The sequence below is a fragment of the Bacillus cereus group sp. BfR-BA-01441 genome, from assembly GCF_022663075.1.
Taxonomy (GTDB): domain Bacteria; phylum Bacillota; class Bacilli; order Bacillales; family Bacillaceae_G; genus Bacillus_A; species Bacillus_A cereus.
Genome location: NZ_JAKUEU010000017.1, coordinates 58,509 through 80,952, shown reverse-complemented (window position 1 = coordinate 80,952; position 22,444 = coordinate 58,509). Strand labels below are relative to the sequence as shown.

The following is a 22,444-nucleotide window of genomic DNA, read 5'->3' as shown; positions in this document are numbered from 1 at the left end:
TCTGTTAAGCAATGTTTGCTTTCGCCAACAGAAGAAAGGAGACCAGCACCATATATTTTTGGATCATCTATATTTCCAATCAATCCATATTCTACTGTCCACCAGAAAAGACGTGAAATTTGTTCAGCTTCTGATAAACCAGAAACTAAGTTTTGTTTTTCAATTACAGCATTTTCAGCAGCCTTAACTTCATCAGGAGTAGAAGTAGGGCTTTCTTTTACTATCGTTAATGTACGAACAGCTTCAAATGCATCATGTTCTTCTTTTGTAGAGAAAGCTTTTGCACCAATTTGCCCAAAACGTTTCACATATTTTGCATATGTAGGATCAAGTAAAATCGGTGCGTGTCCTGCGGCTTCGTGTACGATATCTGGCGCTGGTGTGTACTCGATATTTTCTACTTTCCGAATATCTGTTGCGATCGGTAGTAATCCGTGTCCTTGGAAATCGAAGAATGCTACGCCGGGAATAAGTCCGTCAATCGTTACAGCACCCCAGCCACTTGGTGCCAAACACTCATTCATTTCTTCTACTTTTGGAATTGAATCTATATTAATACCAGATGATTGTAGTCCGTTCACATAGGCTGGATGAGCAACGTCTTTTAAGAAGCTATGATTTTGTCTCATAATATAACGCCACACAGCGTGATTCACCGGTGTGTATTGATCATAATGTTGTGTGGATACGAATGGTTTTAAATGTGATGGAATTTCTGTTTTCTTTGTCATTTAGACATCCTCCTTTTTTTCAATAAAATTGAATATCGATTTCGTATAGCTTGTATCACCTCCTTTCATTTTTGTAAGCGCTTATAAAATTTTATCATAAGATTCGGAATTATTTAACATCTGTTTCTGTGAGAAATAGAAAAAGCCCCTATCGGAAAGTCCGATAGGGGCGAAAGAATCGCGGTACCACCCTATTTGTAAGTGAAAATATACTTACATCTCAATTAATGATAACGGAAAAATTCCGTCTTTTCCTTCATGCATAAAAGCACTACGAAAAAGAAGCTCCAGAATTGTAATTCATACTTATATATGTGCTAATTTCCACCGACCATTAGCTCTCTGTAACAGGGATATAAGATACTACTGCGATTCTTTCAACGCGTATATATGAAATTGTGTAAGAGGATGGACGCAAAAAAGTCCCTATCGGAAAATCCGATAGGGACGATAAAAATCGCGGTACCACCCTATTTGTAAACAACTAATTGTTTACCACTCACTTTACGATAACGGAAAGATCCGTCTTTCTCTTCATGCATAAAAAGCATTACGGGAAAGAAGCTCCAGAATTGTAATTCACGCTTGTATATGTACTGATTCGCACCAACCATCAGTTCTCTGAGACAGTGATATAAGTCGCTACTAGTATTCCTTCAAAGCCGATATATAATTCGTTCAACTAAACTATGTTTTGTATTATAAAACTATATTAAAAAAATTGTCAACAAAATTTTTTTATCCCGTGTTAATGAGCAGTAAAATTCCTACCTCAAAATTCGGTTGGAGTAAAGAAGTGAGAGGGGAGATTAACTGCCCGTAACTCCCGATTGGTGAAGGCTAATAATCAGTGGGGATGAACGAAATCTCCACTGATTAGAGTTTCACTTTATTTCACTTCTAAATTAACAGTTAAATTAGAGGTATTGCCAGCTGCATCAGTTGCTACAATGTGAATAGTATTTTTTCCTTCTTGTAATTGAGTACGATCGAAATAAATGTCATAGCTTTTCTCCCAAGGGTTCAGGAATGCCTGGTCCCATACACCATTTCCGTTAATTTCATATTGCATTCTCACTGGAATACCAGGTGCTATCCAACCAGATTCTGACATCCAATCTAGTAGAATATCATCAACTTTTCCTTTAATTACGAGATTTTCTTGGTCAACTTCGTATGTTAACTTAGGTGCAGTTCGATCAAGAAATACAGCAGCTGTTTGTTTTGTTTCTCCGCCAGAATTAGAAGCAACTGCTTCGATTTGATATAGCCCGTCAGCTAAAGGAGTGCCATCGGCTTTTGTACCATTCCATTTGAAAGGTTTGTATCCAGGAGTTGCATTTTTAGCTTGATGGATAATCCCTTGATACGTTACACGTTCTTTCGTAACTAAATTTGCATGCAATGTTACATCATCCACAGGCGCAACTAAATAGTAGTTGATGAGATTATCATCTAGTACGTGGTCGCCATTTGGGCTAAAAGTAGAATTAATAATTTCAAGTCCATCGATACGTTTATAATCTTTAGGATCGATACTAAATGTGAATGGAATTCGAATTTCTTCTTTTGCCCCTTGTTCTTTTACATATACATTTCCAGTATACACACCTTGTGGTAGTGAGCTATCTACAGTGATAGTAAATGGTTTTTCGGTACTACTATTCGGTTGAATGCTAATAGATGAAGGGACAGAAGCTTTTACTTTTGTGTTTGTGTTTGCATCTAGTAACTCCACACGAGTTGAAAAACTTTTCTTTTTACTAGAAAGGTTTTGTAATGTAACATTTTGCGTCAGTTTTACTTTTCCGCTATTTGGCTTAATAAGACCAAAGCTGACATTGTTAGGTTTTACTAATACATTTGTTTGAGTTGCTTTCGGAATGTTAATTAAACCTGATCCTTGTGCCATAACAGGGTATGTATTTTCATTGACATCATGTAATGTTTTTGCATTGTTAGCAAGAGCCGCTTTCAATTGTTCTGTCGTCCAATCAGGATGCATTTGACGCAAGAGGGCAACCGCTCCAGCTACTTGCGGAGCAGCCATACTTGTTCCGTTATGCGATTCATAGCCGCCTCGCGGTACTGTACTAGTAATTTGTACTCCAGGTGCAACAACATCAGGCTTTATTAGCCAACTTCCTTGTGATGGTCCTCTTGAACTAAAGTTACCGATAAGTTCTGTTTGCTTTGGTTGTCCAATTTTTATATTTTTCTTTCGTTTTGTAATTAAAGTTTTTAATTCTTCCCCATTTGTATTTGATAATTGCATTACTGGGACAGCTAGATGTTCACGTGAAAAATATTCCGGCATCATATTAATTTCTTTTTCGCTAGAGATTAATAACACACCAAGTGCCCCAGCTTGCTTCGCTTGTTCTGCTTTTACTAATGTACTAGAAGTACCTTGTAAAATAAGTGCGAATTTCCCTTTCACATCTTGTTTTGCATAATCACTTGGATTGCCATAACCAACGTATACAAGAGGGGAATCATTTCCTATTGGAAAATCGGATTTTGATAACGGTAACCCTTGATATGTTTTGCTGGAACCAGCTACTTGGAATGTTGAAAACGGGATAGAAACCGTAGATGCTCCAACAGAAATGACACTACTTGCGTTACCGGGAGCATCAACAGACCAAGGTTTTGGTCCGTCATTTCCATTTGAAACGACAGTAGTAACACCAAGTTTCGCTGCTCGTTCTAACGTTAATGTTACAGGCTGATCAGGTACATTTAAATCCTGCCCAAGGGAGAGGTTTAACACATCCGCACCATCTTGAATCGCTCGCTCAATCCCTTGGATAATATCATCTGTTGTACCAGTTCCACCGTCATTCATTACACGATAGGCTAGAATAGAAGCGTTTGGAGCAACGCCTTTAATTTTTCCATTACCCGCAATAATTCCAGCTACATGAGTACCATGTACGTTACCATCCATTGGATCGCTATCTTCATCAACCGTGTCATATCCACCGATATAATTTGCCTTTAAGTCAGGGTGTGTATAGTCTACGCCAGAGTCGATAATGGCTACTTTCATGCCTTTTCCATCAAGCGGTTTGCCAGATGGATCTTTTAAATTCCACGCTTCAGGTGCACCAATTGTCGGTCCACCGATGTTTGGTGCTTCTTCGTTAGTAGTACTTTTTGATGTTTCATGCAATTTATATGTTAAGTTCGGATAGACTGCTTTTACTTCAGGTAAAGAAGCAAGAGAGGTAATTTGATCTCCAGGAACTGAAATAGAGAATCCGGAAAATAACGTATTATACACTTCTTTAATTTTTGCACCAGGTGCTTTTTCTTTTATTTTCTTAGTCGTATCTTCTTGTGCTTTTTTTAGCTCAGCATGATAAGACTGCACATTACTATTTTGTAAATCTGGAGCATGCTGAATATTACTTTGAGCAGCGAGAGGTGCATGTTGCAATTCTACAATTACTGATATTTCTTTTGTTGTTTTCGTTTCAACATTTTGAGCAATTTTATGTTCTCCCCACTGTTCAATCGTTGTTTTTAATTGTGGACTAAATTGCTTCTCCTTTTGTAGTGATTCAGCATGAGCGCTTAAAGCTCCAAAACTAGAAAAGACAAGCGCCATGCTTAATAGTGTAGATGTAGTTTTTTTCATTGATACTCCCCCTAATAAAAAGTGCCAATATTCAGAAATGTAATCTTACATTTTAGTTAGAACTTATACATATAAATGTTGGATAAACTATACTTTCGACATAATTCATACCAATCCTCTATGAATTGAAAATTTCTTGGGGAATTTTTTCTGATTATGTCGAATCGATATTTTTCACATATTGTAGGAAGAAAGTGAGGAATGCTATGAGGGAAATGGAGTGATGGTATGAAAAGGCTAATAGTAAGTGGTAGTGTAGTGTTGTTTATGTTTTTATGTTCTATCGCTATTACTAGCGCAGAAAATAATAGTGTGAAAGTTGCTTTTATTCGTCATCATAACCTTTGGATTAAATTTGATGGGAAAGAAAAACAACTTACAAAAGGAGAGAACATAACAGGGCCAAAGTGGTCACATGATGGAGAATGGCTGGCATATGTAAAAGGGGAGAAACAAAATATTCTTGAGTTATATCGGCTGAAAGATGGAAAGAAAGTTACGCCGTTTCACTCAGAAGCATCGAATTATCAATGGTCACCAACAGAAAATATAATTGCATTTATATTTACAGGTACATTGAATACATTTGATGTAGAAAAAAAGAATGCAGATTTTGAAAATGTATCGGCTGGTGTGGGTGATTATGCATGGTATCCTGATGGAAAGAACTTTCTTGTATCCTCTGAAGCGCACTTACTTCCAACAGGATGGACAGGGGCTCAGCTATATGAAGTGCAAAAAGATGCACATATGAATCCTCACAAAATGAAGCATTTGTATGCATTGCCAAATGAACATGATGATTTTCTAGCGCTAGTAGCAAGTGGCTTTAAGTGGTCACCAGATCAAAAGTGGATTTCATTTTTAGCGGTACCGACAGCTTCATGGTCAGCTGATAGTAATACGCTTTGCTTAGTTCGAGCAGATGGTAGTCGGTTTGAAATAGTAGATCAAATGCTATTAAATACAGAATGGTTCAAATGGGCGCCATCAAAAAACATATTGGCTTATATTGAAGGAAGCGGGAGAGTTGCATTAGAGAATAAACATTTAAAAATAAAAGAACTGCCAGTACTCCAGCAGCAAACATTTACGCCGAAAGGATATGTGGATTGGGATTTTACATGGAAGAACGATAATGTAATTATCGTTTCACGAGCAAAAGAGGGAGGGTTTGAAACTCTGCCAGAAAAAAGGCCATTCCCATCTTTATATGAGATAAATAGCACAAGCGATAAACAATATCAAATTACAAAGTCATCTAATAAGCAAGGCGATTATCATCCAATTTTCATGAAGAAGAGCAATCAATTAATATGGATACGTTCAGATCGTAAGAAAGCTAATATATGGATAGCTCATAGTGATGGAAAACATGAAAAAAAGTGGATTGAAAATGTAGATATACCAGAGTGGTATTATGAGAAATGGAATTGGGAAAATGTTATCTCGGTGAAAGAAGAATAAAAAACTGCCTAAAAGATTGTTTTAGGCAGTTTTTTACTGTTATTTATGTGTTTTATTTGGCTTTTTTTTCGCTGGGTTTCCGTTCCCTTGGCGCTTTCTATTTTGTTCATCTTTTGCTTGTTTTTCATGTAGTGTATCTAAAAATTCATTCGAGTTACTCATGTTTATATCTCTCCTTTCATTTTGTCATGATTACTATAACCATTTAGGAGGATAATCATGAGTTAGAAGTTAGGCACTTAATTTTCTTCGATAATGTAAGTAAAATATTCTATACATAACAAATAGCATGAGTAAAACTTGTAACTCTACATTTGCCTTTAAAATAGCTGCGATAGGGTCTGGTAAGTACGGTGAGTTATCATTTGTGCTTAAACCTAACCATTTATTTAAGAGGCTAATGGTACAAAACATAAAAACACCGGACCAGCTTGCCGTAATTGCTTTTTGTTTAATTTTTGTTTCACGTTCATCATCTGTAATCCAAGGATTAGCAGTTTTATCACTACTAAAGAAGCCGTTTATATATCCCCATACAATCATTCCAATAAAGACAATTATCCATTTCATATATGTAATTCTCCTTTCGGTGTAAAAAGTATTTTACATGTAATATTTTAATATTGTAATATTTTACAAACTTTCGTGTCAAACCTTTTTTACATATCGGTTTTTATACAGCAGGAATAAAGAATGCAATAGGGAAGAAATATGTGTGAGGATTTTATAGTAAGAGGAGACTGAATATGAAAATCGTTTTTGTTCGGCATGGTGAAGGTGAACATACAACGGATTTACCAGAAAGTTTACAAGTGTTTGACCCACCATTGACGAGAGTAGGAAAGGCTCAAGCTAAATTACTTCAACGTGATGTATCATTACAAGAAGCGGATATATTAATTGTTAGTCCTACACTTAGAACTTTACAAACGGCGACAATATGGAGTGCGAAAGTAGCTTGTCAAAAAATAGTCCATCCATATGTATCTCCGCGTATTTTTCCTTATCGAGAAGGAGCGAAAACATTACCGTGCGATTATATAGTAGATCAGGGAATGATAACAAAGTTATTTCCGCATTTTTCGATAGAGAAAAGCTCAAATAATCAGTTATGGAAGGAAGGTATAAACACTATTTCAGAGGATAGTTTTCAGCAAATAGTAGATAAATTTCTTCTTTGGTGTTATGAACTGGGTGCGGAAAGAATTTGCATTGTATCTCACGATGGAACAATTACAGCATATAGGCAATATTTACAGAAAGTCGTTTTAACTAGATCAGATTTTTTGAAAGAAACGGGCATATATGAAATGGATTTATCCCATAAAATTCTGATTGATAAGGGCTGATTATAGGATGGGGGTTGTATGTTGAATGTTGCACTAGTAGTTGGTTTTAATTCGGATTTAGAGGCGCAATCAATCCGAGCATCTCTTGAATATTTTGGTGCAAGGGTTGTGACATATTGGATTGGTAGACCGAAAGATTTTGTGGAAGTTCTTTCTGGAAAGAACTTATTTAACGATATTAATTATATTATTTTTTGCTTTCATGGTGAAGAAGGGAAGTTTGTCATGGAAGAGTTAGGAGAAGAAGTATATGAACAAGATGAACCGAGAGGGTATTTTGGTACAGAAGAAATTCATAAATATGCAAAAATGCATAATACACATATTGTAAATAGCGGGTGCACGTTAGGGGAGCAAAATCTAGCAAAATCTTTTTTACATAGTGGTGCGAAATCATATATTGGATCGATTGATTATGTAGATGGAAATGCAGCACTTATGTTTACTATACGCTTATTTTATGGGGTTATTAACCATGGGAAAACGTTAGAAGAAGCCTTTCAAGAAGCGAGTTTAATTGATGAGGAGACACATACATTTCGATTCTATAATTAGTGTGAAACACGTTTATTCTATATTCGAATAAACGTGTTTCACATTTAACTCACATTTTTTTTACATTTTTTTCAATGAAAATGGTTATCACTTGTGGTATGATATGTTCAAGTTTTTACAGGTAATAAAAGTTACTATATAAACGTTAGTTTTTAATGTTTCATACGCATGTCACAGATTATTCATAATTAACGTTTGAAAAATAAGTAACTAATGTTATTATATTATCTGTAACTAACTTAATTACAACTTTAGGAGGAAGATATGGTTATTCAATTTTTAAGAGAAAACAAAGCAGTTTCTTTTGCATTAGCAGTAATTCGAGTATATCTTGGTTACACATGGTTAATGGCTGGAATCGGTAAACTACAAGGAAAAGGATTCGATGCAACAGGTTATTTGCAAGGGGCAATTGAAAAATCTAAAGGTGCACAACCGGCTGTTCAATCTTGGTGGGCATCATTCTTACAAGAATTTGCAATTCCAAATGTAGATTTGTTTAATACACTTGTAACATGGGGAGAAATTTTAGTCGGAATTGGTTTAATTGTAGGCTGTTTAACAAAAACAGCGGTCTTTTTTGGTCTTGTAATGAACTTTTCCTATATGTTTAGTGGGTCAATTGGTGTGAACCCTGAGATGGTTATCTTATCTATGTTTGTTCTTGTTTCCGGTATGAACGCTGGGAAATTTGGAATGGATGGCTTCGTTATCCCGAAAGTATTAGGATCAAAAACTCCAAAACGCCAAAAGCAAGCTGCTTAATATATGAAAACGGGTATCTCATTTTGAGATACCCGTTTATGTTATTTTTCAACTTTAATCGGATTGTTCTTAAAGAAATCTTTTACATACCCGACAAATTCTTGTGGTTCTTGGCGAAATGGTGCATGATAACCTTTTTCAATAATATGTAAAGTGCTATTTTTTAAGAATTGATGATACGTTTCTCCTTCTTTCCAGGAAACGCTACTATCATTTCTGCCCCATATAATTAAAGTTGGTTGTTTTATTTCATTTGCATTAATTTTAAGACGTCTAGGCCATAATTTCATTTTATTATAATGCTCTTCATCATTACGTTTGAATTTCACTTTGCTTTCATCATAATCTGTAATAGAAGAAACTGCATTTAAATCAGTCGACAATTGTGGTTTTGGTGAGCCTTGTTTAGTAACGAATGTATGAGGGCCACCTGTAGCATCAGTTAAAATAAGGTGAGTAACTGCTTCAGGATATAAATATGTTAAATTTAGAGAAATTTCTCCCCCCATGGAATGCCCCAGTATTGCGAATGAATCATACCCTAGTTTTTTCATTAATTTATAATACAAATTTGCATGAGTTGGAAAAGAATAATAAAAATCCATTGGCTTAGATGAGCGCCCGAATCCTAAAGCATCTACAGAAATAATTGTATGATCTTTTGCTAAATCGGAGTAAATCTTTTGAAAACCATCTGATGACCCTCCAAAGCCATGAATCATAAGTAAAGGTGGTTTTTCATTACCAATCTTTTTAAAGTAAATGGTTTGACCATCTATTTCTACCATTTTTTCCTCGGTAGCTAGTTTCGCTGTAATTGTATTTTTAACTTGTTTTACTTGTTCTACTGGCTTTTCTGCTGCACTACATCCTACTAATAGTGTAAGAGTAAGACAACCTACCATAAAATAGCTAAATCGCTTCAATTAGGTGTCTCCTTTCTAACATAACGCTGTATCTATCATAGCAAATAGCATATTACGATTTCCAGGAAGTTGGCTACCATTTTTTATCATAAGAGGTGAAAGGAGCGTTTCTTGGAAATTTTTTGTTTGAAGAAATTGACGAAATGTAAATTGTGAGTGTGGAACATCAATTCGTACTATACCATTCCAACATTCACATATCTTTTTTAATAATTGGATAGCATCTTCTTCTTGCTTGGCGATAAGTGGATTGATACATAATATATTGCCCTTTTGTATGCATAATGAAAAAGCTTCTATACAGTTATTTCTTTCAATTTTAAAAGAGTATACGGCCCTTGGTAATAGCAAAGAGTAAAGTAGAGAACGATTCATACCAGTTGCAATTTGATCCAGAGAAGTAAGAGATATAAGGTCTTCTTCTTGTACTTGTTGTAAGTGAGAAGGATACGTCTTAATAGTCTGCTTTTCAAAACGATGAATCGTTGTTGCTGTTTGAAATCCACATGATGTGTATAGAGGTTCGCCAGCTTTTGTCGCAATAAGTGCAATGGGTTGTTTTGGATGAATTTGTTCCAAGCAATGATTTAGCAACATGCGCCCTAATCCGCGTCCTTGAAAATTAGGGTGAACGATTAACATACCAATGGAAGCGAAGTTACTTGGAAAGGGAAATACTCCTCCAGTCGCAATGAGTTTGTTTTCATGAATGTAACCTACAAGTGTGCCGATAGAAAGATACATTTCGAATTGTTTTTTCATAAAAATTTCATCGTGTAACCATCCAACAGATTTGCAAAGATTAAGTAATTCAAAAATAAAAGACTCATTTAGCTTTACTATTTTCATAAAGGCTCACCGCATTTCTATTTATTTTCATAAAAATAGAGTCAAAATGTAAAAAAAGAGATTTACGTTAAATGAAATCCAACTTGTTTATATTTAAATTGTAAAGGGCGGGATGATTGATACAAAAAGACAAAGTTATACAAATTATAACTGATATTTACATAAGTTAACAAAAAATTTACATACAGCTAATTTTCTCTTAATAGTCTTCCATTAAATTTGATAGTGGGAAATGAATAACCTAATTAGGGGGACAAGACAGTGAAAAAGTTTGTGAAAAAAGCATGGCCATTTGCAGTTGTGGCATCATTAGCAGTTACTTCGGTAGCAACATGGAATTTTACTCGTTCTAGTGAGGTTAATGCAGATGAGAACGGAAGCAATGCAAAGATTAAAAATGTTATCGTATTAATTGGGGATGGTATGGGCCCTTCATATATGACGGCTCACCGTTATATGAAAGATAATCCAAAAACCTTTGAAATGGAATCTACAGAATTTGATAAGCATCTTGTAGGAACACAAAAAACATACCCAGAAGATGAACATGAAAATATTACAGACTCTGCATCGGCAGCAACAGCTATGTCAGCAGGGATTAAAACATATAATGCTGCAATTGCAGTTGATAATGATAAAGCGGAAGTGAAAACAGTTCTTGAGCAAGCGAAAGAAAAAGGGAAATCAACGGGACTCGTTGCAACTTCTGAAATTACACATGCAACACCAGCTGCTTTCGGTGCGCATGACATTAGCCGTAAAAATATGGACGCAATTGCAAATGATTATTTTGATGAGAAAATTAAAGGGAAGCATAAAGTAGATGTTATGCTTGGCGGCGGCGTAAAGAACTTTGTTAGAAAAGATCGTAATCTTACAGAAGAGTTCAAGAAATCTGGTTATAGCTATGTAACGGATCGAGATCAATTGTTAAATGATAAAAATGATCAAATTCTTGGTTTATTTGCACCAGGTGGATTAGATAAAATGATTGACCGTAATGAGAAAACACCTTCATTAGAAGAAATGACTAATGCAGCAATTGAGCGTTTGAACAAAAATAAAAATGGTTTCTTCTTAATGGTGGAAGGAAGTCAAATCGACTGGGCTGGACATGATAATGATATTGTTGGTGCAATGAGTGAAATGGAAGACTTCGAAAAAGCTTTCAAAGCAGCGATTGAGTTTGCGAAAAAAGATAAAAATACGTTAGTTGTTGCAACGGCAGATCACGCTACTGGTGGATTATCTTTAGGTGCCAATGGCGAGTATAACTTTAAAGTAGATCCAATTAAAGCTGCAAAGCGTACACCAGACTTTATGGCAAATGAGATTGCAAAAGGTGCAAATGTAGAAGAAACATTGAAAAAGTATATTGATTTACAATTAACTCCAGAAGAAATTCAAGCTGTAAATGATATAGCTCCTTCAAAAGATGTAACAAAGATTGATAATGCAATTGAAGATATTTTCAATAAGCGCTCGGTTACAGGCTGGACAACGGGTGGACATACAGGGGAAGATGTGAACGTATATGCATTTGGTCCAGGTAAATACTTGTTCTCTGGCGTTCAAGAGAATACAAATATAGCGAAACGTGTCTTTGATATTGTTGGCGGCGGCGATCCGAATAAAGGAAGACGCTAATTAAGAGCGAAAGTGAGGCGAAATGCCTCACTTTTCTTTTTAGGAGTTGGGAATATGAAAAATTTATTTAGGAAATTAAGATTCCTTTTAGTATTTGTAGTATTACTAGTTGGATGTCAACAAGAAGAGAATAATGTAGAACAAAAATCTACTACTAAAAAAACTGAGGAAAAGGTACAAATAACAAAAGAAGAAGAGAGATCTATTCAAGATGTTATTCATACATTTGTGCGAACGACGAATGAAAAAAATCTTGCAGAACATATGGAGTTATTTTCAAAGAAGATGCCTAGTGCTGAAGACTTAAAAACACAAAAAGAAGCCGCATTTCAAAAGGGAAATAAGAAAATTGAATTGGAACATATAGATATGAAAGTTAGTAAAGTAGGGTATGTTATTGTTGAAACGAAAGAAAAGGAAGTAGACGACAGTATCACTCTTCAAAAGAAAGTACGGTATGCCCTTGGAAAAGAAGAGGATAAATGGAAGATTGAAGAGGTTCGAACAATAGAGAAAAAATAACGTGAAACTTTAATAAGTGTAGGAGTCGTACTTCCCAAAATGGTAGAAAAAAGGTTCTCATTGGCGAGAACCTTTTTTTATAGTGGTAGCATAATTTGATTTGAGCATGCCTCAATATCATCAATATCTTGACGGATTGTGGCCATTTTATTATCAAGATCTTCAGCTTTCATTGCTGCATCATGTAGTTCATCTTTTAAATACTCCGGTATTTTCCCTTCATATTTATAATAAAGTTTGTGTTCTAAACTTGCCCAAAAGTCCATTGCTAGTGTACGTAACTGAATTTCTGCAAATACATCTTTTGTACCAGAATTTAGTGATAAAGGGTATTTAATAATCATGTGTAAACTTTTATATCCGTTTCGTTTTGGGTTAGCGATATAATCTTTTACTTCTATGACTTCCATATCTTCGCGTTTTTGAATGACTTCTTTCAAATGATAGATATCTTCTACGAAGCAACATGTAATACGAATACCAATAATATCTTGTAAATGTGTTTGAGCGTTTTCAACTGTTGGTAATAAGCTTTTGCGCTCTAGTTTTTTAATAATACTTTCAGGTTGTTTTAGTCTTGTTTTTATATGTTCAAACGGGTTGTAATCCTCTAGAAATTGAGCTTCCCGGTTCATAATTTCAAATTTAGTTTTTAACTCTTCTAAAGCAAATGTATATGGTAATACAAAAGCTTTCCAGTAGTTAACTGTTGATTGATTATATTCCATTTATATACACACCTTTTCCTATTTGCAAGTGAGGTCGTTATTATACTAAATACCAAATCATATAAGCGCAAGCAGCAAATGATGAGATCATAAAGCGATATTTAGTTTTCATACTTTCAACTCCTTTCGAGTAAGATTTTATATAAATAAACGTGATTGTTAATAAGTTCACTATGTACAGTTTCTATAGTAATAGATTCGTGTGAATTTCGTATGAACTAATTGTTTCAGCTTTTTGTCTTTTTTGCTGTTAATCATAATTATTATTCGGATTTAAAGTGTTTTTATTTGATTTATCTATTTGTATAAATTAATGTATATTTGAATTTATAGTTATTGAGGAGGATATATGGTGAACTTTGAAGAATTAGCAATTGCTAGACGTTCTGCAATGAAATTTATACAAGGTATAGAAATCCCTAATGAGGATTTTAAAAAAATATTTGAGTTAACTAAGCTTTCTCCATCTTGCTATAATTTGCAGCACACACATTATGTTGTAATTCGTGATCAAGAGCGAAAAGAAAGATTAAAAGAATTAGCTTTCGGTCAATATAAAGTATCGAGTGCATCAGCGGTAGTGCTCGTTTGTGGTGATAAAAAAGCATACCAAAATGTTGAAAATATTTACTTCGGTATGAAAGTTTTAAAAATGATTGATGAATGTGAATATGAAGATACAATTAGGCAAACGAAAGGTTTATATGAAGGAAAAGGAGAGCGTTTCATGGAGGATGAAGCGATTAGAAATGCTTCGTTAAGCGCGATGACTTTTATGTACGCAGCTAAATATTATGGCTATGATACATGTCCAATGATTGGTTTCGATGAAAAAGCAGTACAAAGTGAATTAAATATGCCGGAGCATATAGTACCTGTTTTAATGATTACGATAGGAAAAAGTGATATGACTAAAACTCGCCCACGAGGATATCGAAAGCCGATTAGTGAATTTGTTACATACGAATCGTTTTAATAAAGTGAAACTTTTAATTAGTGGGGGTCTTACTGCCCGTTAATGCGGGAGAAAATTGATTTAACTATAAAAACAAGGGGATTCTAAATGGAATCTTCTTGTTTTTGCAATTGACAAATAGAATGAAGTTTTATAATATATAAATCGTAATCATTACGTTTTAGTTTGCGATCTTTGAAAGAAAGGAGAATTACCTATGCGTGTAAATATTACATTAGCTTGTACGGAGTGCGGCGATCGTAATTACATTTCTAAAAAAAATAAACGAAACAATCCAGAACGCATCGAACTAAAAAAATATTGTCCACGATTAAAGCGAGTAACGTTACATCGTGAGACGAAGTAGAAGACTAGAGATATCTCTAGTCTTTTTTTGTTAATAAGTTTTGGTTTTCTTTGTTATAATTACCTTAAAATGTAATAAAAGGAGCGGTATGATGAATCAAAAAGATAAAGAAAGAAAAGAGCGAGTGGCTCATATTATTAACATTCCAGATGAATATAGTCTTGTTGTAGATGATCAAGAAGGGGTTGATGACCCGTATCATCTATTATGGTGGGAGCATAAAGAGGATCAGGAGAGAACGATACAAATTACATTGAATAGACATACTGGTAATTTAATTGAATTTAGGATAGATGATGGAAATTATTTTTCGAGTGATAAGGAAGTTATAGAGGAGAATAGGGTAAGAGAGATTGCAAATGTATTTATAAAAAAACATGTGGAAGAAGGATTAGAGTTTTATACATATGTAACTATCCAGGATGATTGGCGTGGCTGGAAAGAAATAAATTATATGCAAGAAGTAAATGGATATCCATTACCGGATACAGGATGTGTGGTGCAAGTGCATCCTTCAGGGAATGTTGTGAATTTTCATTATAACGGACGAGAAAGCATAAAAGAAAAGCCGTTATGGCCAAGTGAGATTGTTGAGGAGAATATCGTTTTAGACAACTTAAAGGCTAAACAAGATATGAGGCTTGTATTTGTAGATTTAACACATTCTTTATGTAAATATGAAAATGGAGAAGAAGTAAAAGGGTACCACCTTGTGTATGTACCAGAACCTAGTCATGTATTTATTGATGCAAGTACAGGTAAAGATTTATTTGGACCAGATCATTATAAATTACCGCCAACAGTGGCTGTTAGAAAACAAAAAAGGGGTAGCCAACAAGATGATGTATTCGATTTATTTGACTGGAATAAAGAAGGTTTTACAAAAGTAGATGAGACGGAAAATGATGATGAAATAAGGATGAAATTTGTTCCGAAAGAGGAATTACAAAAACAGAAAGAAGAAAAGAATCCATATTTAATGAATGAATTCTTTAAAAAGCATTTACCGATGTTGAAATATAATAATTTAGTTAGCGTTACAATTGATAAATTAACCAATGAATTAACAGGTTTTATAAAACTGACAGATGATAAAGAAGTAAAGCAAATACTGTCTAGAGAGGAATGCTTACAAAAAGCACTTCAATTTTTAGAACGAGTTATTCCAGATATCAAACAATATCTGCGTCTGTGGGAGGAACGTGAAGCAGAAGAAGATGGGATTGAAAGATTTATCTTTTCTGTATATATAAATGATATTCCGGCAGAGTATAACCAATTTATGATCAACATCAATGCAGAAAATGGTGCTGTTATGCACTACTCGGGGGAGTCTAGCAACTTTATAAAAAAATTACTTACATATGAAACAACACCAAAAGTAACAAAAGAAAAAGCGTTAGAAATATACAGAGCGGCTATCCGAGTTAAATTAGAATGGTTTGTACATGATGCAGAGGAAACGAAATACAAACTACTGTACAAACAAACGACAGATGAAAAATATAAAGAACCTTTTGATTGTAGTCGGGAAATTCGTTATATTGATGCCCAAACTGGGAGAAAGATTTGGAGTAAGTAAAATAAAAAGAGTTATTTTTCAAAGAAAATAACTCTTTTTATTTTTATAATTTGCCTGTTCGCTTTTCAAAAGTAAATGTGATAGGAAGATTGGAATGAGAACTATCACTTTTAAATATTACTTTCCATTCTTTAGTATGGGCTTTAATTTCAAAATTAAGAAGATTTATCGCTCTACGTTTATCTATTTCTAAAAACATATTATGAATTTCTGGTTCTTGCTGTAAATTAAGAGCCTTTAGTGTGACTGTAAATGTGAAAAAATTCTGCCCTTCATATACTATTTTTGATATTTTTGTTTTTTGTGTATTTAACAGCACATAAAAACGGTCTGATGGAGTTAATTGTACAGAGTCATCAGTAATTTCATTCTCGCTATTATGAAGTTCAACTAAGACAGATGTATTATGGGAAGAATCTTTTTTGCTTGTAATCTGTAATTCAGTAGGAATCATCGGTATTTCATAAAAGTCATTCCTTATTATGTTATTGTAATCCTCTGAAAATTTACGGACTTCTTTTGGAAAAGAGTCTTCTTGTGTACTTAAAAAAGTTTTATGTTGCTTTGGGATTTTTTTACTAAAATTTAATGTTTCTTTAAAGTAATAATTGGATCCAGTTAAAAATAAAAAACTACAAATTAATAAAAAAATTCGATACAGATTTTGAAAATGAAAGAACAATAGTATACATGTAATAATTCCAATTACATAGAAAATAAAGATAAGTAGTTCTAGTTTTGAGTGAAACGAGAAACCATAGTTATGAAAAAATTTTATTCCAGTTATAATTTGAGCTCCAAAAAATAAAGAAATTCCAAATTGAAAAAATAATAAATCAGGCCCTCTTTTAATAACAAAAGTAATGAACGAAATGAAAAGTAAAAATACTCCTAAATAAATTGTTACATTTAATAATCGTTCTAATGTAATCATGAATAATGTCCCCTTTAATAGCATATTCATATATAAATAACAATTTTATATAATTATAATATAACAATAAAATATTTTAAATGTTGGAAGTGTTGAGTTTTATAAATAAACTGTACAGACACAAACAACCTCACGCCCACATACACATAATAAAGACCACTATTTTGGCGGAGGTGAAAGGTTTGAGTCTATTCGCCGCAATTGGATATATGGTTCGAGAAGTGTTTGTCTTTGTTTCTTATGTGAAGAATAATGCGTTCCCGCAGCCGTTATCATCAGATGATGAGAGAAAGTACTTAGAGTTAATGGAGCAAGGTGATGCTCAAGCGAGAAATCTTTTAATTGAACATAATTTACGGCTTGTAGCTCATATCGTTAAAAAATTTGAGAACACAGGAGAAGATGCAGAAGATTTAATTTCAATTGGTACGATCGGGCTCATTAAAGCGATCGAGAGCTATTCTGCTGGAAAGGGAACGAAGCTTGCGACGTATGCAGCACGTTGTATTGAAAATGAAATTTTGATGCATTTACGTGTACTAAAGAAAACGAAAAAAGATGTTTCACTTCATGATCCGATCGGGCAAGATAAAGAGGGCAATGAAATATCGCTTATTGATATATTAAAATCAGAGTCTGAAGATGTAATTGATATGATTCAGCTTAGTATGGAGTTAGAAAAAATTAAAGAGTATATCGATATTTTAGACGAAAGAGAAAAAGAAGTGATTGTGAAACGTTTTGGACTTGGGCTAGATAAGGAGAAAACACAGCGGGAAATCGCTAAGGCGCTTGGTATTTCTAGAAGCTACGTATCACGGATTGAAAAGCGTGCTTTAATGAAAATGTTCCACGAGTTTGTAAGGGCAGAGAAAGAGAAAAAAGCGAAAGAGTAAAGTGTATTAGAAGCAGCCATATTTAAAATGGGCTGCTTTTCTTATTGTAAATAAGAAAAGAAAACGCGTTATGCTAAGAAGAAATACATGTTCACTGTTGAAAATGACGGATTCTATCTGTAATATTAGAAGGTGCTAAATAATTTAAGAATAATACCATACTTAGTTTTCTGTATGTATAATAAGGCTGCTTTATATGATATGTGGGAATAAGAACCAATTTTACATATGATATAGAAAGAAAAGAAGGGAAAACTAAAGTTATAGACTGATTAGGGGGTTTCGCAATTTGCGACGTACATTATATCGACTTATGATAGAACTTACAAATGGTCGCTTTACTTCTTATATATTACGTAAATTTGCACAATCTCGTTTGAGCTCTATCATTATTCCATCGTATGCGAAAGTTTTTCAAATTAATCAAGATGAGATGGAAAAGGGTTTGAAGGAATATAGAACATTGCATGAATTATTTACGCGTAAGCTAAAAGAAGGAAAGCGTAGTATTGATACAGATGCATCGAGTATCGTTAGTCCTGTTGATGGTGTTTTTGCAGATCAAGGTCCTATTGAGGATACAAAAACATTTGATATTAAAGGAAAGCGTTATTCGATTGTGGATATGCTAGGTAATGAAGAACGTGCAACGCGATATGCAGGCGGTACATATATGGTAATTTATTTGAGTCCAAGTCATTATCATCGCATTCATAGTCCGCTTTCTGGTTCTGTGACTGAAAGATTTGTACTCGGTAGAAAATCATATCCGGTAAATGCAGCTGGTATGGAATACGGGAAAGAACCACTGTCAAAAAATTATCGTTCTGTTACAGAAGTAAGCAGTGATGGCGAGCATATGGCTCTTGTAAAAGTAGGTGCCATGTTTGTTAATAGTATTGAGCTTTTGCATGAGAGAGACACTGTTCAAAAAGGTGAAGAAATGGCATACTTTACATTTGGTTCAACAGTTGTGTTATTGTTTGAAAAAGATATGATAGAAGTAGTGCAGGAATTAAAGAGTGGACAAGAGCTTCGTCTTGGTCAAAAAATAGCTACTCGCTTAGCTCATAAATAAAGAAAAGCTTTTATAACCGTAAGTAAGAGTTATGGGCAAAGATACTTAATGATGAAATCCCCTAGATGGGAGTACTTGTTTATTCGAGAGCCATCGTAGGATGGCTCTTTTTACAGGGCATCCAATAAATTATCCTTTAACTGTTTAATTGGTAAGGGCTGATTAAACTTTCACTTTATATGTAATCAAGATGATTTGACAAGCTTGTCCTCTAATGAGCGTCTAATGATTTCTTGTTTTATAAGTAAAATGAAGTCGGGATTTAATTTTAGTTCTTTTGCTTTATAATAAGACTCAGTGAGTAACTCAGTGGATAACTGTTCCATATGTTTTGTTTTCAAGGTGAGTCACCTCCTAATAATATAAGGATTGATTCGTTGATGCATTTAATGTACCAAAAAAATATGACAGTCACAAACGAGTGGTTATCCACATACCTAGGTGGATAAAGTGTGTATAGTTTGTTAGTAAATTCCAAATTAACTGAAAAATTAATGTGGAAAATGTGTACAATTTTATCCACAGGTTATATATCGAAAAATGTTGTCGAAAAATTTTATGAAAAATCCTCAAAGAGGTGAAAGAAATTGAAACTATTTTTACCAAATGAATATGTGAAAAATGTATATCATGTTCAACCAGAAGATTTAAAAAAACGTGGGATTAAAGGCGTTATTACTGACTTAGATAACACTTTAATTGAATGGGATCGTCCCAATGCAACACCGCAACTTGAAAAATGGTTCTTGGAAATGAAAGAGCAAGGCATTCAAGTAACGGTCGTTTCAAATAATAATGAGCAACGTGTAAAAGATTTTGCTGATCCATTAGGTATTCCATTTATTCATAGTGCACGTAAACCATTTGTTCGCGCATTTAAGCGTGCGATACAAGAGATGCGTTTGCAGCCAGATGAAGTTGTAGTAATTGGAGATCAGTTACTGACGGACGTGCTTGGTGGCAACCGAGTAGGCCTTCATACAATTTTAGTTGTACCGGTAGCACAAACGGACGGATTAGTAACGCGTTTTAATCGAAAAATTGAACGAAGAATTATGAAAAATATGAAGAAAAAAGGTTTAATTAACTGGGAGGAATAAAGTTTGACTGAAACAATTAAATGTATTGGTTGCGGTGTAGAAATTCAAACAGAAAATAAAAACGAAGTGGGGTATGCTCCTGCCTCATCTTTAGAGAAAGAACAAGTTATTTGTCAACGTTGTTTTCGCTTGAAGCATTACAATGAAATTCAAGATGTATCGTTAACAGATGATGACTTCCTACGCATTTTAAATGGAATTGGAAAATCAGATGCATTAGTAGTCAAAATTGTAGATATTTTTGATTTTAATGGTAGCTGGTTACCTGGCTTACATCGTTTCGTAGGGAATAATAAAGTATTACTTGTTGGAAATAAAGCTGATTTAATTCCAAAGTCAGTAAAACATGATAAAGTAAAACATTGGATGCGCTATAGTGCAAAGCAGCTAGGATTAAAACCAGAAGATGTCTTTTTAATTAGTGCAGCGAAGGGACAAGGAATCGCTGAACTAGCAGATGCTATTGAGTATTATCGCGGCGGCAAAGATGTTTATGTTGTTGGATGTACGAATGTAGGGAAATCGACATTTATTAATCGTATGATTAAAGAATTTAGTGATGAGACTGAAAATGTAATTACAACATCTCATTTCCCAGGAACAACACTTGATTTAATTGATATTCCATTGGACGAAGAGTCTTCTTTATATGATACGCCAGGTATTATTAACCACCACCAAATGGCTCATTATGTTGGAAAGCAAAGCTTAAAGCTTATTACACCAACAAAAGAAATTAAGCCGATGGTATTCCAATTAAATGAAGAACAAACGTTATTCTTTAGTGGATTGGCACGTTTTGATTATGTAAGTGGTGGTCGTCGTGCATTTACTTGTCACTTCTCGAATCGCTTAACAATCCATCGTACAAAGCTTGAGAAAGCAGATGAATTATATAAAAATCATGCCGGGGATTTACTAAGCCCACCAACGCCAGAAGAATTAGCAAATATGCCTGAGCTAGTGAAATACGAATTTAATATTCGTGAACCTAAAACGGATGTTGTATTCTCTGGATTAGGATGGGTTACTGTGAACGAACCAGGAGCAAAAATTGTTGCACACGTACCAAAAGGAGTAAGTGTTTCACTACGTAAATCTTTAATTTAATATGGAGAGGGATTTATGAAACAATTATATGGTGTAATCGGAAATCCAATTGGACATTCATTATCACCCGTTATGCATAACGATGCATTTGAACACTTGAATATGGATGCCCATTATCATGCGTTCCTTGTTGAAGAGGAATTGCTAGGGGAAGCAGTAAGAGGTTTAAAAGCATTAGGTATTTCAGGATTTAATGTAACAACTCCGCACAAGGTTGCTATTATGGAGTATTTGGATGAGATTGACCCATTAGCAAGGAAAATCGGTGCAGTAAATACAGTGGTTCATAAGGATGGAAGATTAATTGGCTATAACACAGACGGGATTGGTTTTGTTCGAGCGCTGCAGTCAATTAGTAATGAACCACTTCAAGGGAAACGTATTTTGTTACTTGGTTCAGGTGGTGCTAGCCGAGCTATTTATTTTTCTCTTGCTGATGTAGGTGTAAAAGAGATTGATGTAGCCAATCGTACAGTAGATAAGGCAAAGGAACTTATTGCTGCACGTACGGCCGATGTTAATTCTGTTGCTTTGTCGTTAGAAAAAGCGACAGAAGAACAAGGAAATTATGATATTATCATTCAGACGACAACGATAGGTATGCATCCACACGTAGAACATACGCCATTACAAATTTGTTCGTTAAAAAAAGGAACGATTGTATCAGATATAATTTATAATCCATTTGAAACGAAAATTTTATGTGAGGCAAAAGAGCAAGGTGCAATCATTCAAAATGGTATTGATATGTTTGTTTATCAAGGAGCACTTGCATTTGAAATGTGGACAGGACGCACGCCAAATATCGAGAGAATGAAACAATTAGTTATAGAAAAGCTTGGAGGCTAACATATATGTTAACAGGAAAACAAAAAAGATTTTTACGTGCACAAGCACATCATTTAACACCAATTTTTCAAGTAGGAAAAGGCGGAGTAAATGAAAATATGATTAAACAAATCGCAGATACTTTAGAAGCTCGTGAGTTATTTAAAGTAAGTGTATTACAAAACTGTGAATTTGATCGCCGTGAGGTTGCGGAAGAACTTGCAAAAGGTGCACGTGCTGAAATCGTTCAAGTAATTGGAAGCACAATCGTTTTATACAAAGAATCAAGAGAAAATAAACAAATTAAGCTTCCTCGATAAAAAGACTAGCATGCGCTATTTTTATCGTTTATGCGTAATGATGTAGAGAGCGAAACCAATTGAACTTTTATTAATAGCAACTCTCTTCATTC

General features: G+C 34.3%; 24 protein-coding genes and 2 other annotated features. Of the genes, 15 read left to right on the top strand and 9 right to left on the bottom strand.

From position 1 onward, the window contains the following. Positions 1-731 (bottom strand): aromatic amino acid hydroxylase (locus MR107_RS10095; RefSeq protein WP_242292332.1); only part of this gene is annotated, 731 nt, incomplete at its 3' end. 162 nt (positions 732-893) lie between these two features. Next, positions 894-1,121 (bottom strand) — a binding site (T-box leader). 50 nt (positions 1,122-1,171) lie between these two features. Further along, positions 1,172-1,400: a binding site (T-box leader), on the bottom strand. Positions 1,401-1,620: 220 nt separating this feature from the next. Then, positions 1,621-4,374 (bottom strand): S8 family peptidase, encoded by a 2,754-nt coding sequence (locus MR107_RS10090; protein WP_242292331.1) that lies wholly within the window; start codon positions 4,372-4,374, stop codon positions 1,621-1,623. A 228-nt stretch (positions 4,375-4,602) separates the two neighbouring features. Here MR107_RS10090 and MR107_RS10085 point away from each other — a divergent pair, with 228 nt between their 5' ends. Then, positions 4,603-5,841 (top strand): TolB family protein, encoded by a 1,239-nt coding sequence (locus MR107_RS10085; protein WP_242292330.1) that lies wholly within the window; start codon positions 4,603-4,605, stop codon positions 5,839-5,841. 39 nt (positions 5,842-5,880) lie between these two features. On the opposite strand, the gene MR107_RS10080 is transcribed toward MR107_RS10085, so the two are convergent. Together MR107_RS10080 and MR107_RS10075 are read right to left on the bottom strand one after the other, a co-directional pair. After that, entirely contained in the window at positions 5,881-6,003 is a 123-nt protein-coding gene (locus MR107_RS10080; RefSeq protein WP_000071866.1) for a DUF4023 domain-containing protein, read from the bottom strand. A gap of 69 nt (positions 6,004-6,072) precedes the next feature. Then, complete coding sequence (locus MR107_RS10075) at positions 6,073-6,411, bottom strand: phosphoglycerate mutase (RefSeq protein WP_226368611.1); 339 nt, start codon at positions 6,409-6,411, stop codon at positions 6,073-6,075. Between the two features lie 176 nt (positions 6,412-6,587). Here MR107_RS10075 and MR107_RS10070 point away from each other — a divergent pair, with 176 nt between their 5' ends. The 3 genes from MR107_RS10070 (at position 6,588) to MR107_RS10060 (ending at position 8,510) form a co-directional block, all read left to right on the top strand. Continuing rightward, positions 6,588-7,190, top strand: a complete 603-nt coding sequence (locus MR107_RS10070) for a histidine phosphatase family protein (protein ID WP_242292329.1) — start codon at positions 6,588-6,590, stop codon at positions 7,188-7,190. An 18-nt stretch (positions 7,191-7,208) separates the two neighbouring features. Next, on the top strand, positions 7,209-7,745 hold the full coding sequence (locus MR107_RS10065; protein ID WP_242292328.1) for a CHAT domain-containing protein: 537 nt from the start codon (positions 7,209-7,211) through the stop codon (positions 7,743-7,745). A 264-nt stretch (positions 7,746-8,009) separates the two neighbouring features. After that, complete coding sequence (locus MR107_RS10060) at positions 8,010-8,510, top strand: DoxX family protein (RefSeq protein WP_000236592.1); 501 nt, start codon at positions 8,010-8,012, stop codon at positions 8,508-8,510. Positions 8,511-8,551: 41 nt separating this feature from the next. Here MR107_RS10060 and MR107_RS10055 read toward each other — a convergent pair whose 3' ends face one another. Next, a complete protein-coding gene (locus tag MR107_RS10055; RefSeq protein WP_000819814.1) occupies positions 8,552-9,436 on the bottom strand; it encodes an alpha/beta fold hydrolase in 885 nt (294 codons plus the stop codon). 15 nt (positions 9,437-9,451) lie between these two features. Further along, entirely contained in the window at positions 9,452-10,285 is an 834-nt protein-coding gene (locus tag MR107_RS10050) for a GNAT family N-acetyltransferase (protein ID WP_242292327.1), read from the bottom strand. A gap of 261 nt (positions 10,286-10,546) precedes the next feature. On the opposite strand from MR107_RS10050, the gene MR107_RS10045 reads away from it, so the two are divergent. Further along, positions 10,547-11,932, top strand: coding sequence for an alkaline phosphatase (locus MR107_RS10045; RefSeq protein ID WP_000714912.1), 1,386 nt, complete (start codon positions 10,547-10,549; stop codon positions 11,930-11,932). A 54-nt stretch (positions 11,933-11,986) separates the two neighbouring features. Further along, positions 11,987-12,454 (top strand): hypothetical protein, encoded by a 468-nt coding sequence (locus MR107_RS10040; RefSeq protein ID WP_242292326.1) that lies wholly within the window; start codon positions 11,987-11,989, stop codon positions 12,452-12,454. Positions 12,455-12,531: 77 nt separating this feature from the next. On the opposite strand, the gene MR107_RS10035 is transcribed toward MR107_RS10040, so the two are convergent. After that, on the bottom strand, positions 12,532-13,182 hold the full coding sequence (locus tag MR107_RS10035) for a GTP pyrophosphokinase (RefSeq protein WP_000456230.1): 651 nt from the start codon (positions 13,180-13,182) through the stop codon (positions 12,532-12,534). A 349-nt stretch (positions 13,183-13,531) separates the two neighbouring features. Here MR107_RS10035 and MR107_RS10030 point away from each other — a divergent pair, with 349 nt between their 5' ends. The 3 genes from MR107_RS10030 (at position 13,532) to MR107_RS10020 (ending at position 16,086) form a co-directional block, all read left to right on the top strand. Next, a complete protein-coding gene (locus MR107_RS10030) occupies positions 13,532-14,158 on the top strand; it encodes a nitroreductase family protein (protein WP_000245983.1) in 627 nt (208 codons plus the stop codon). Positions 14,159-14,354: 196 nt separating this feature from the next. Further along, entirely contained in the window at positions 14,355-14,504 is a 150-nt protein-coding gene (rpmG, locus tag MR107_RS10025) for a 50S ribosomal protein L33 (RefSeq protein ID WP_001265617.1), read from the top strand. Positions 14,505-14,592: 88 nt separating this feature from the next. Continuing rightward, on the top strand, positions 14,593-16,086 hold the full coding sequence (locus MR107_RS10020) for a YcdB/YcdC domain-containing protein (RefSeq protein WP_071739173.1): 1,494 nt from the start codon (positions 14,593-14,595) through the stop codon (positions 16,084-16,086). A gap of 43 nt (positions 16,087-16,129) precedes the next feature. Here MR107_RS10020 and MR107_RS10015 read toward each other — a convergent pair whose 3' ends face one another. Continuing rightward, complete coding sequence (locus MR107_RS10015; protein WP_242292325.1) at positions 16,130-17,050, bottom strand: hypothetical protein; 921 nt, start codon at positions 17,048-17,050, stop codon at positions 16,130-16,132. 152 nt (positions 17,051-17,202) lie between these two features. Between MR107_RS10015 and sigK the strand changes: the two genes are divergently transcribed. Both sigK and MR107_RS10005 read left to right on the top strand, forming a co-directional pair. Next, the gene (gene sigK / locus MR107_RS10010; RefSeq protein WP_000051382.1) at positions 17,203-17,916 is read left to right on the top strand and encodes an RNA polymerase sporulation sigma factor SigK; all 714 of its coding nucleotides are present in this window, start codon (positions 17,203-17,205) and stop codon (positions 17,914-17,916) included. 289 nt (positions 17,917-18,205) lie between these two features. Continuing rightward, complete coding sequence (locus MR107_RS10005; protein WP_001255003.1) at positions 18,206-18,994, top strand: phosphatidylserine decarboxylase; 789 nt, start codon at positions 18,206-18,208, stop codon at positions 18,992-18,994. A gap of 185 nt (positions 18,995-19,179) precedes the next feature. Here MR107_RS10005 and sda read toward each other — a convergent pair whose 3' ends face one another. Further along, positions 19,180-19,335, bottom strand: coding sequence for a sporulation histidine kinase inhibitor Sda (sda, locus tag MR107_RS10000; RefSeq protein ID WP_000850094.1), 156 nt, complete (start codon positions 19,333-19,335; stop codon positions 19,180-19,182). A gap of 246 nt (positions 19,336-19,581) precedes the next feature. On the opposite strand from sda, the gene MR107_RS09995 reads away from it, so the two are divergent. The 4 genes from MR107_RS09995 to yhbY are packed head-to-tail and all read left to right on the top strand — an operon-like array spanning position 19,582 to position 22,352. Beyond that, positions 19,582-20,094, top strand: a complete 513-nt coding sequence (locus MR107_RS09995) for a YqeG family HAD IIIA-type phosphatase (protein ID WP_000765314.1) — start codon at positions 19,582-19,584, stop codon at positions 20,092-20,094. 3 nt (positions 20,095-20,097) lie between these two features. Next, entirely contained in the window at positions 20,098-21,204 is a 1,107-nt protein-coding gene (gene yqeH, locus MR107_RS09990; RefSeq protein WP_000140799.1) for a ribosome biogenesis GTPase YqeH, read from the top strand. A 15-nt stretch (positions 21,205-21,219) separates the two neighbouring features. Then, complete coding sequence (gene aroE / locus MR107_RS09985; RefSeq protein WP_000812076.1) at positions 21,220-22,053, top strand: shikimate dehydrogenase; 834 nt, start codon at positions 21,220-21,222, stop codon at positions 22,051-22,053. Between the two features lie 5 nt (positions 22,054-22,058). Continuing rightward, on the top strand, positions 22,059-22,352 hold the full coding sequence (gene yhbY / locus MR107_RS09980) for a ribosome assembly RNA-binding protein YhbY (protein ID WP_000955224.1): 294 nt from the start codon (positions 22,059-22,061) through the stop codon (positions 22,350-22,352). Positions 22,353-22,444: the final 92 nt, after the last annotated feature.

Bases quoted from the DNA above. Each gene is read 5' to 3' on its own strand.
- MR107_RS10090 (WP_242292331.1), bottom strand. From the start codon at position 4,374: ATGAAAAAAACTACATCTACACTATTAAGCATGGCGCTTGTCTTTTCT.
- MR107_RS10085 (WP_242292330.1), top strand. From the start codon at position 4,603: ATGAAAAGGCTAATAGTAAGTGGTAGTGTAGTGTTGTTTATGTTTTTA.
- MR107_RS10080 (WP_000071866.1), bottom strand. From the start codon at position 6,003: ATGAGTAACTCGAATGAATTTTTAGATACACTACATGAAAAACAAGCA.
- MR107_RS10075 (WP_226368611.1), bottom strand. From the start codon at position 6,411: ATGAAATGGATAATTGTCTTTATTGGAATGATTGTATGGGGATATATA.
- MR107_RS10070 (WP_242292329.1), top strand. From the start codon at position 6,588: ATGAAAATCGTTTTTGTTCGGCATGGTGAAGGTGAACATACAACGGAT.
- MR107_RS10065 (WP_242292328.1), top strand. From the start codon at position 7,209: ATGTTGAATGTTGCACTAGTAGTTGGTTTTAATTCGGATTTAGAGGCG.
- MR107_RS10060 (WP_000236592.1), top strand. From the start codon at position 8,010: ATGGTTATTCAATTTTTAAGAGAAAACAAAGCAGTTTCTTTTGCATTA.
- MR107_RS10050 (WP_242292327.1), bottom strand. From the start codon at position 10,285: ATGAAAATAGTAAAGCTAAATGAGTCTTTTATTTTTGAATTACTTAAT.
- MR107_RS10040 (WP_242292326.1), top strand. From the start codon at position 11,987: ATGAAAAATTTATTTAGGAAATTAAGATTCCTTTTAGTATTTGTAGTA.
- MR107_RS10035 (WP_000456230.1), bottom strand. From the start codon at position 13,182: ATGGAATATAATCAATCAACAGTTAACTACTGGAAAGCTTTTGTATTA.
- MR107_RS10030 (WP_000245983.1), top strand. From the start codon at position 13,532: ATGGTGAACTTTGAAGAATTAGCAATTGCTAGACGTTCTGCAATGAAA.
- rpmG (WP_001265617.1), top strand. From the start codon at position 14,355: ATGCGTGTAAATATTACATTAGCTTGTACGGAGTGCGGCGATCGTAAT.
- MR107_RS10020 (WP_071739173.1), top strand. From the start codon at position 14,593: ATGATGAATCAAAAAGATAAAGAAAGAAAAGAGCGAGTGGCTCATATT.
- MR107_RS10015 (WP_242292325.1), bottom strand. From the start codon at position 17,050: ATGAATATGCTATTAAAGGGGACATTATTCATGATTACATTAGAACGA.
- aroE (WP_000812076.1), top strand. From the start codon at position 21,220: ATGAAACAATTATATGGTGTAATCGGAAATCCAATTGGACATTCATTA.
- yhbY (WP_000955224.1), top strand. From the start codon at position 22,059: ATGTTAACAGGAAAACAAAAAAGATTTTTACGTGCACAAGCACATCAT.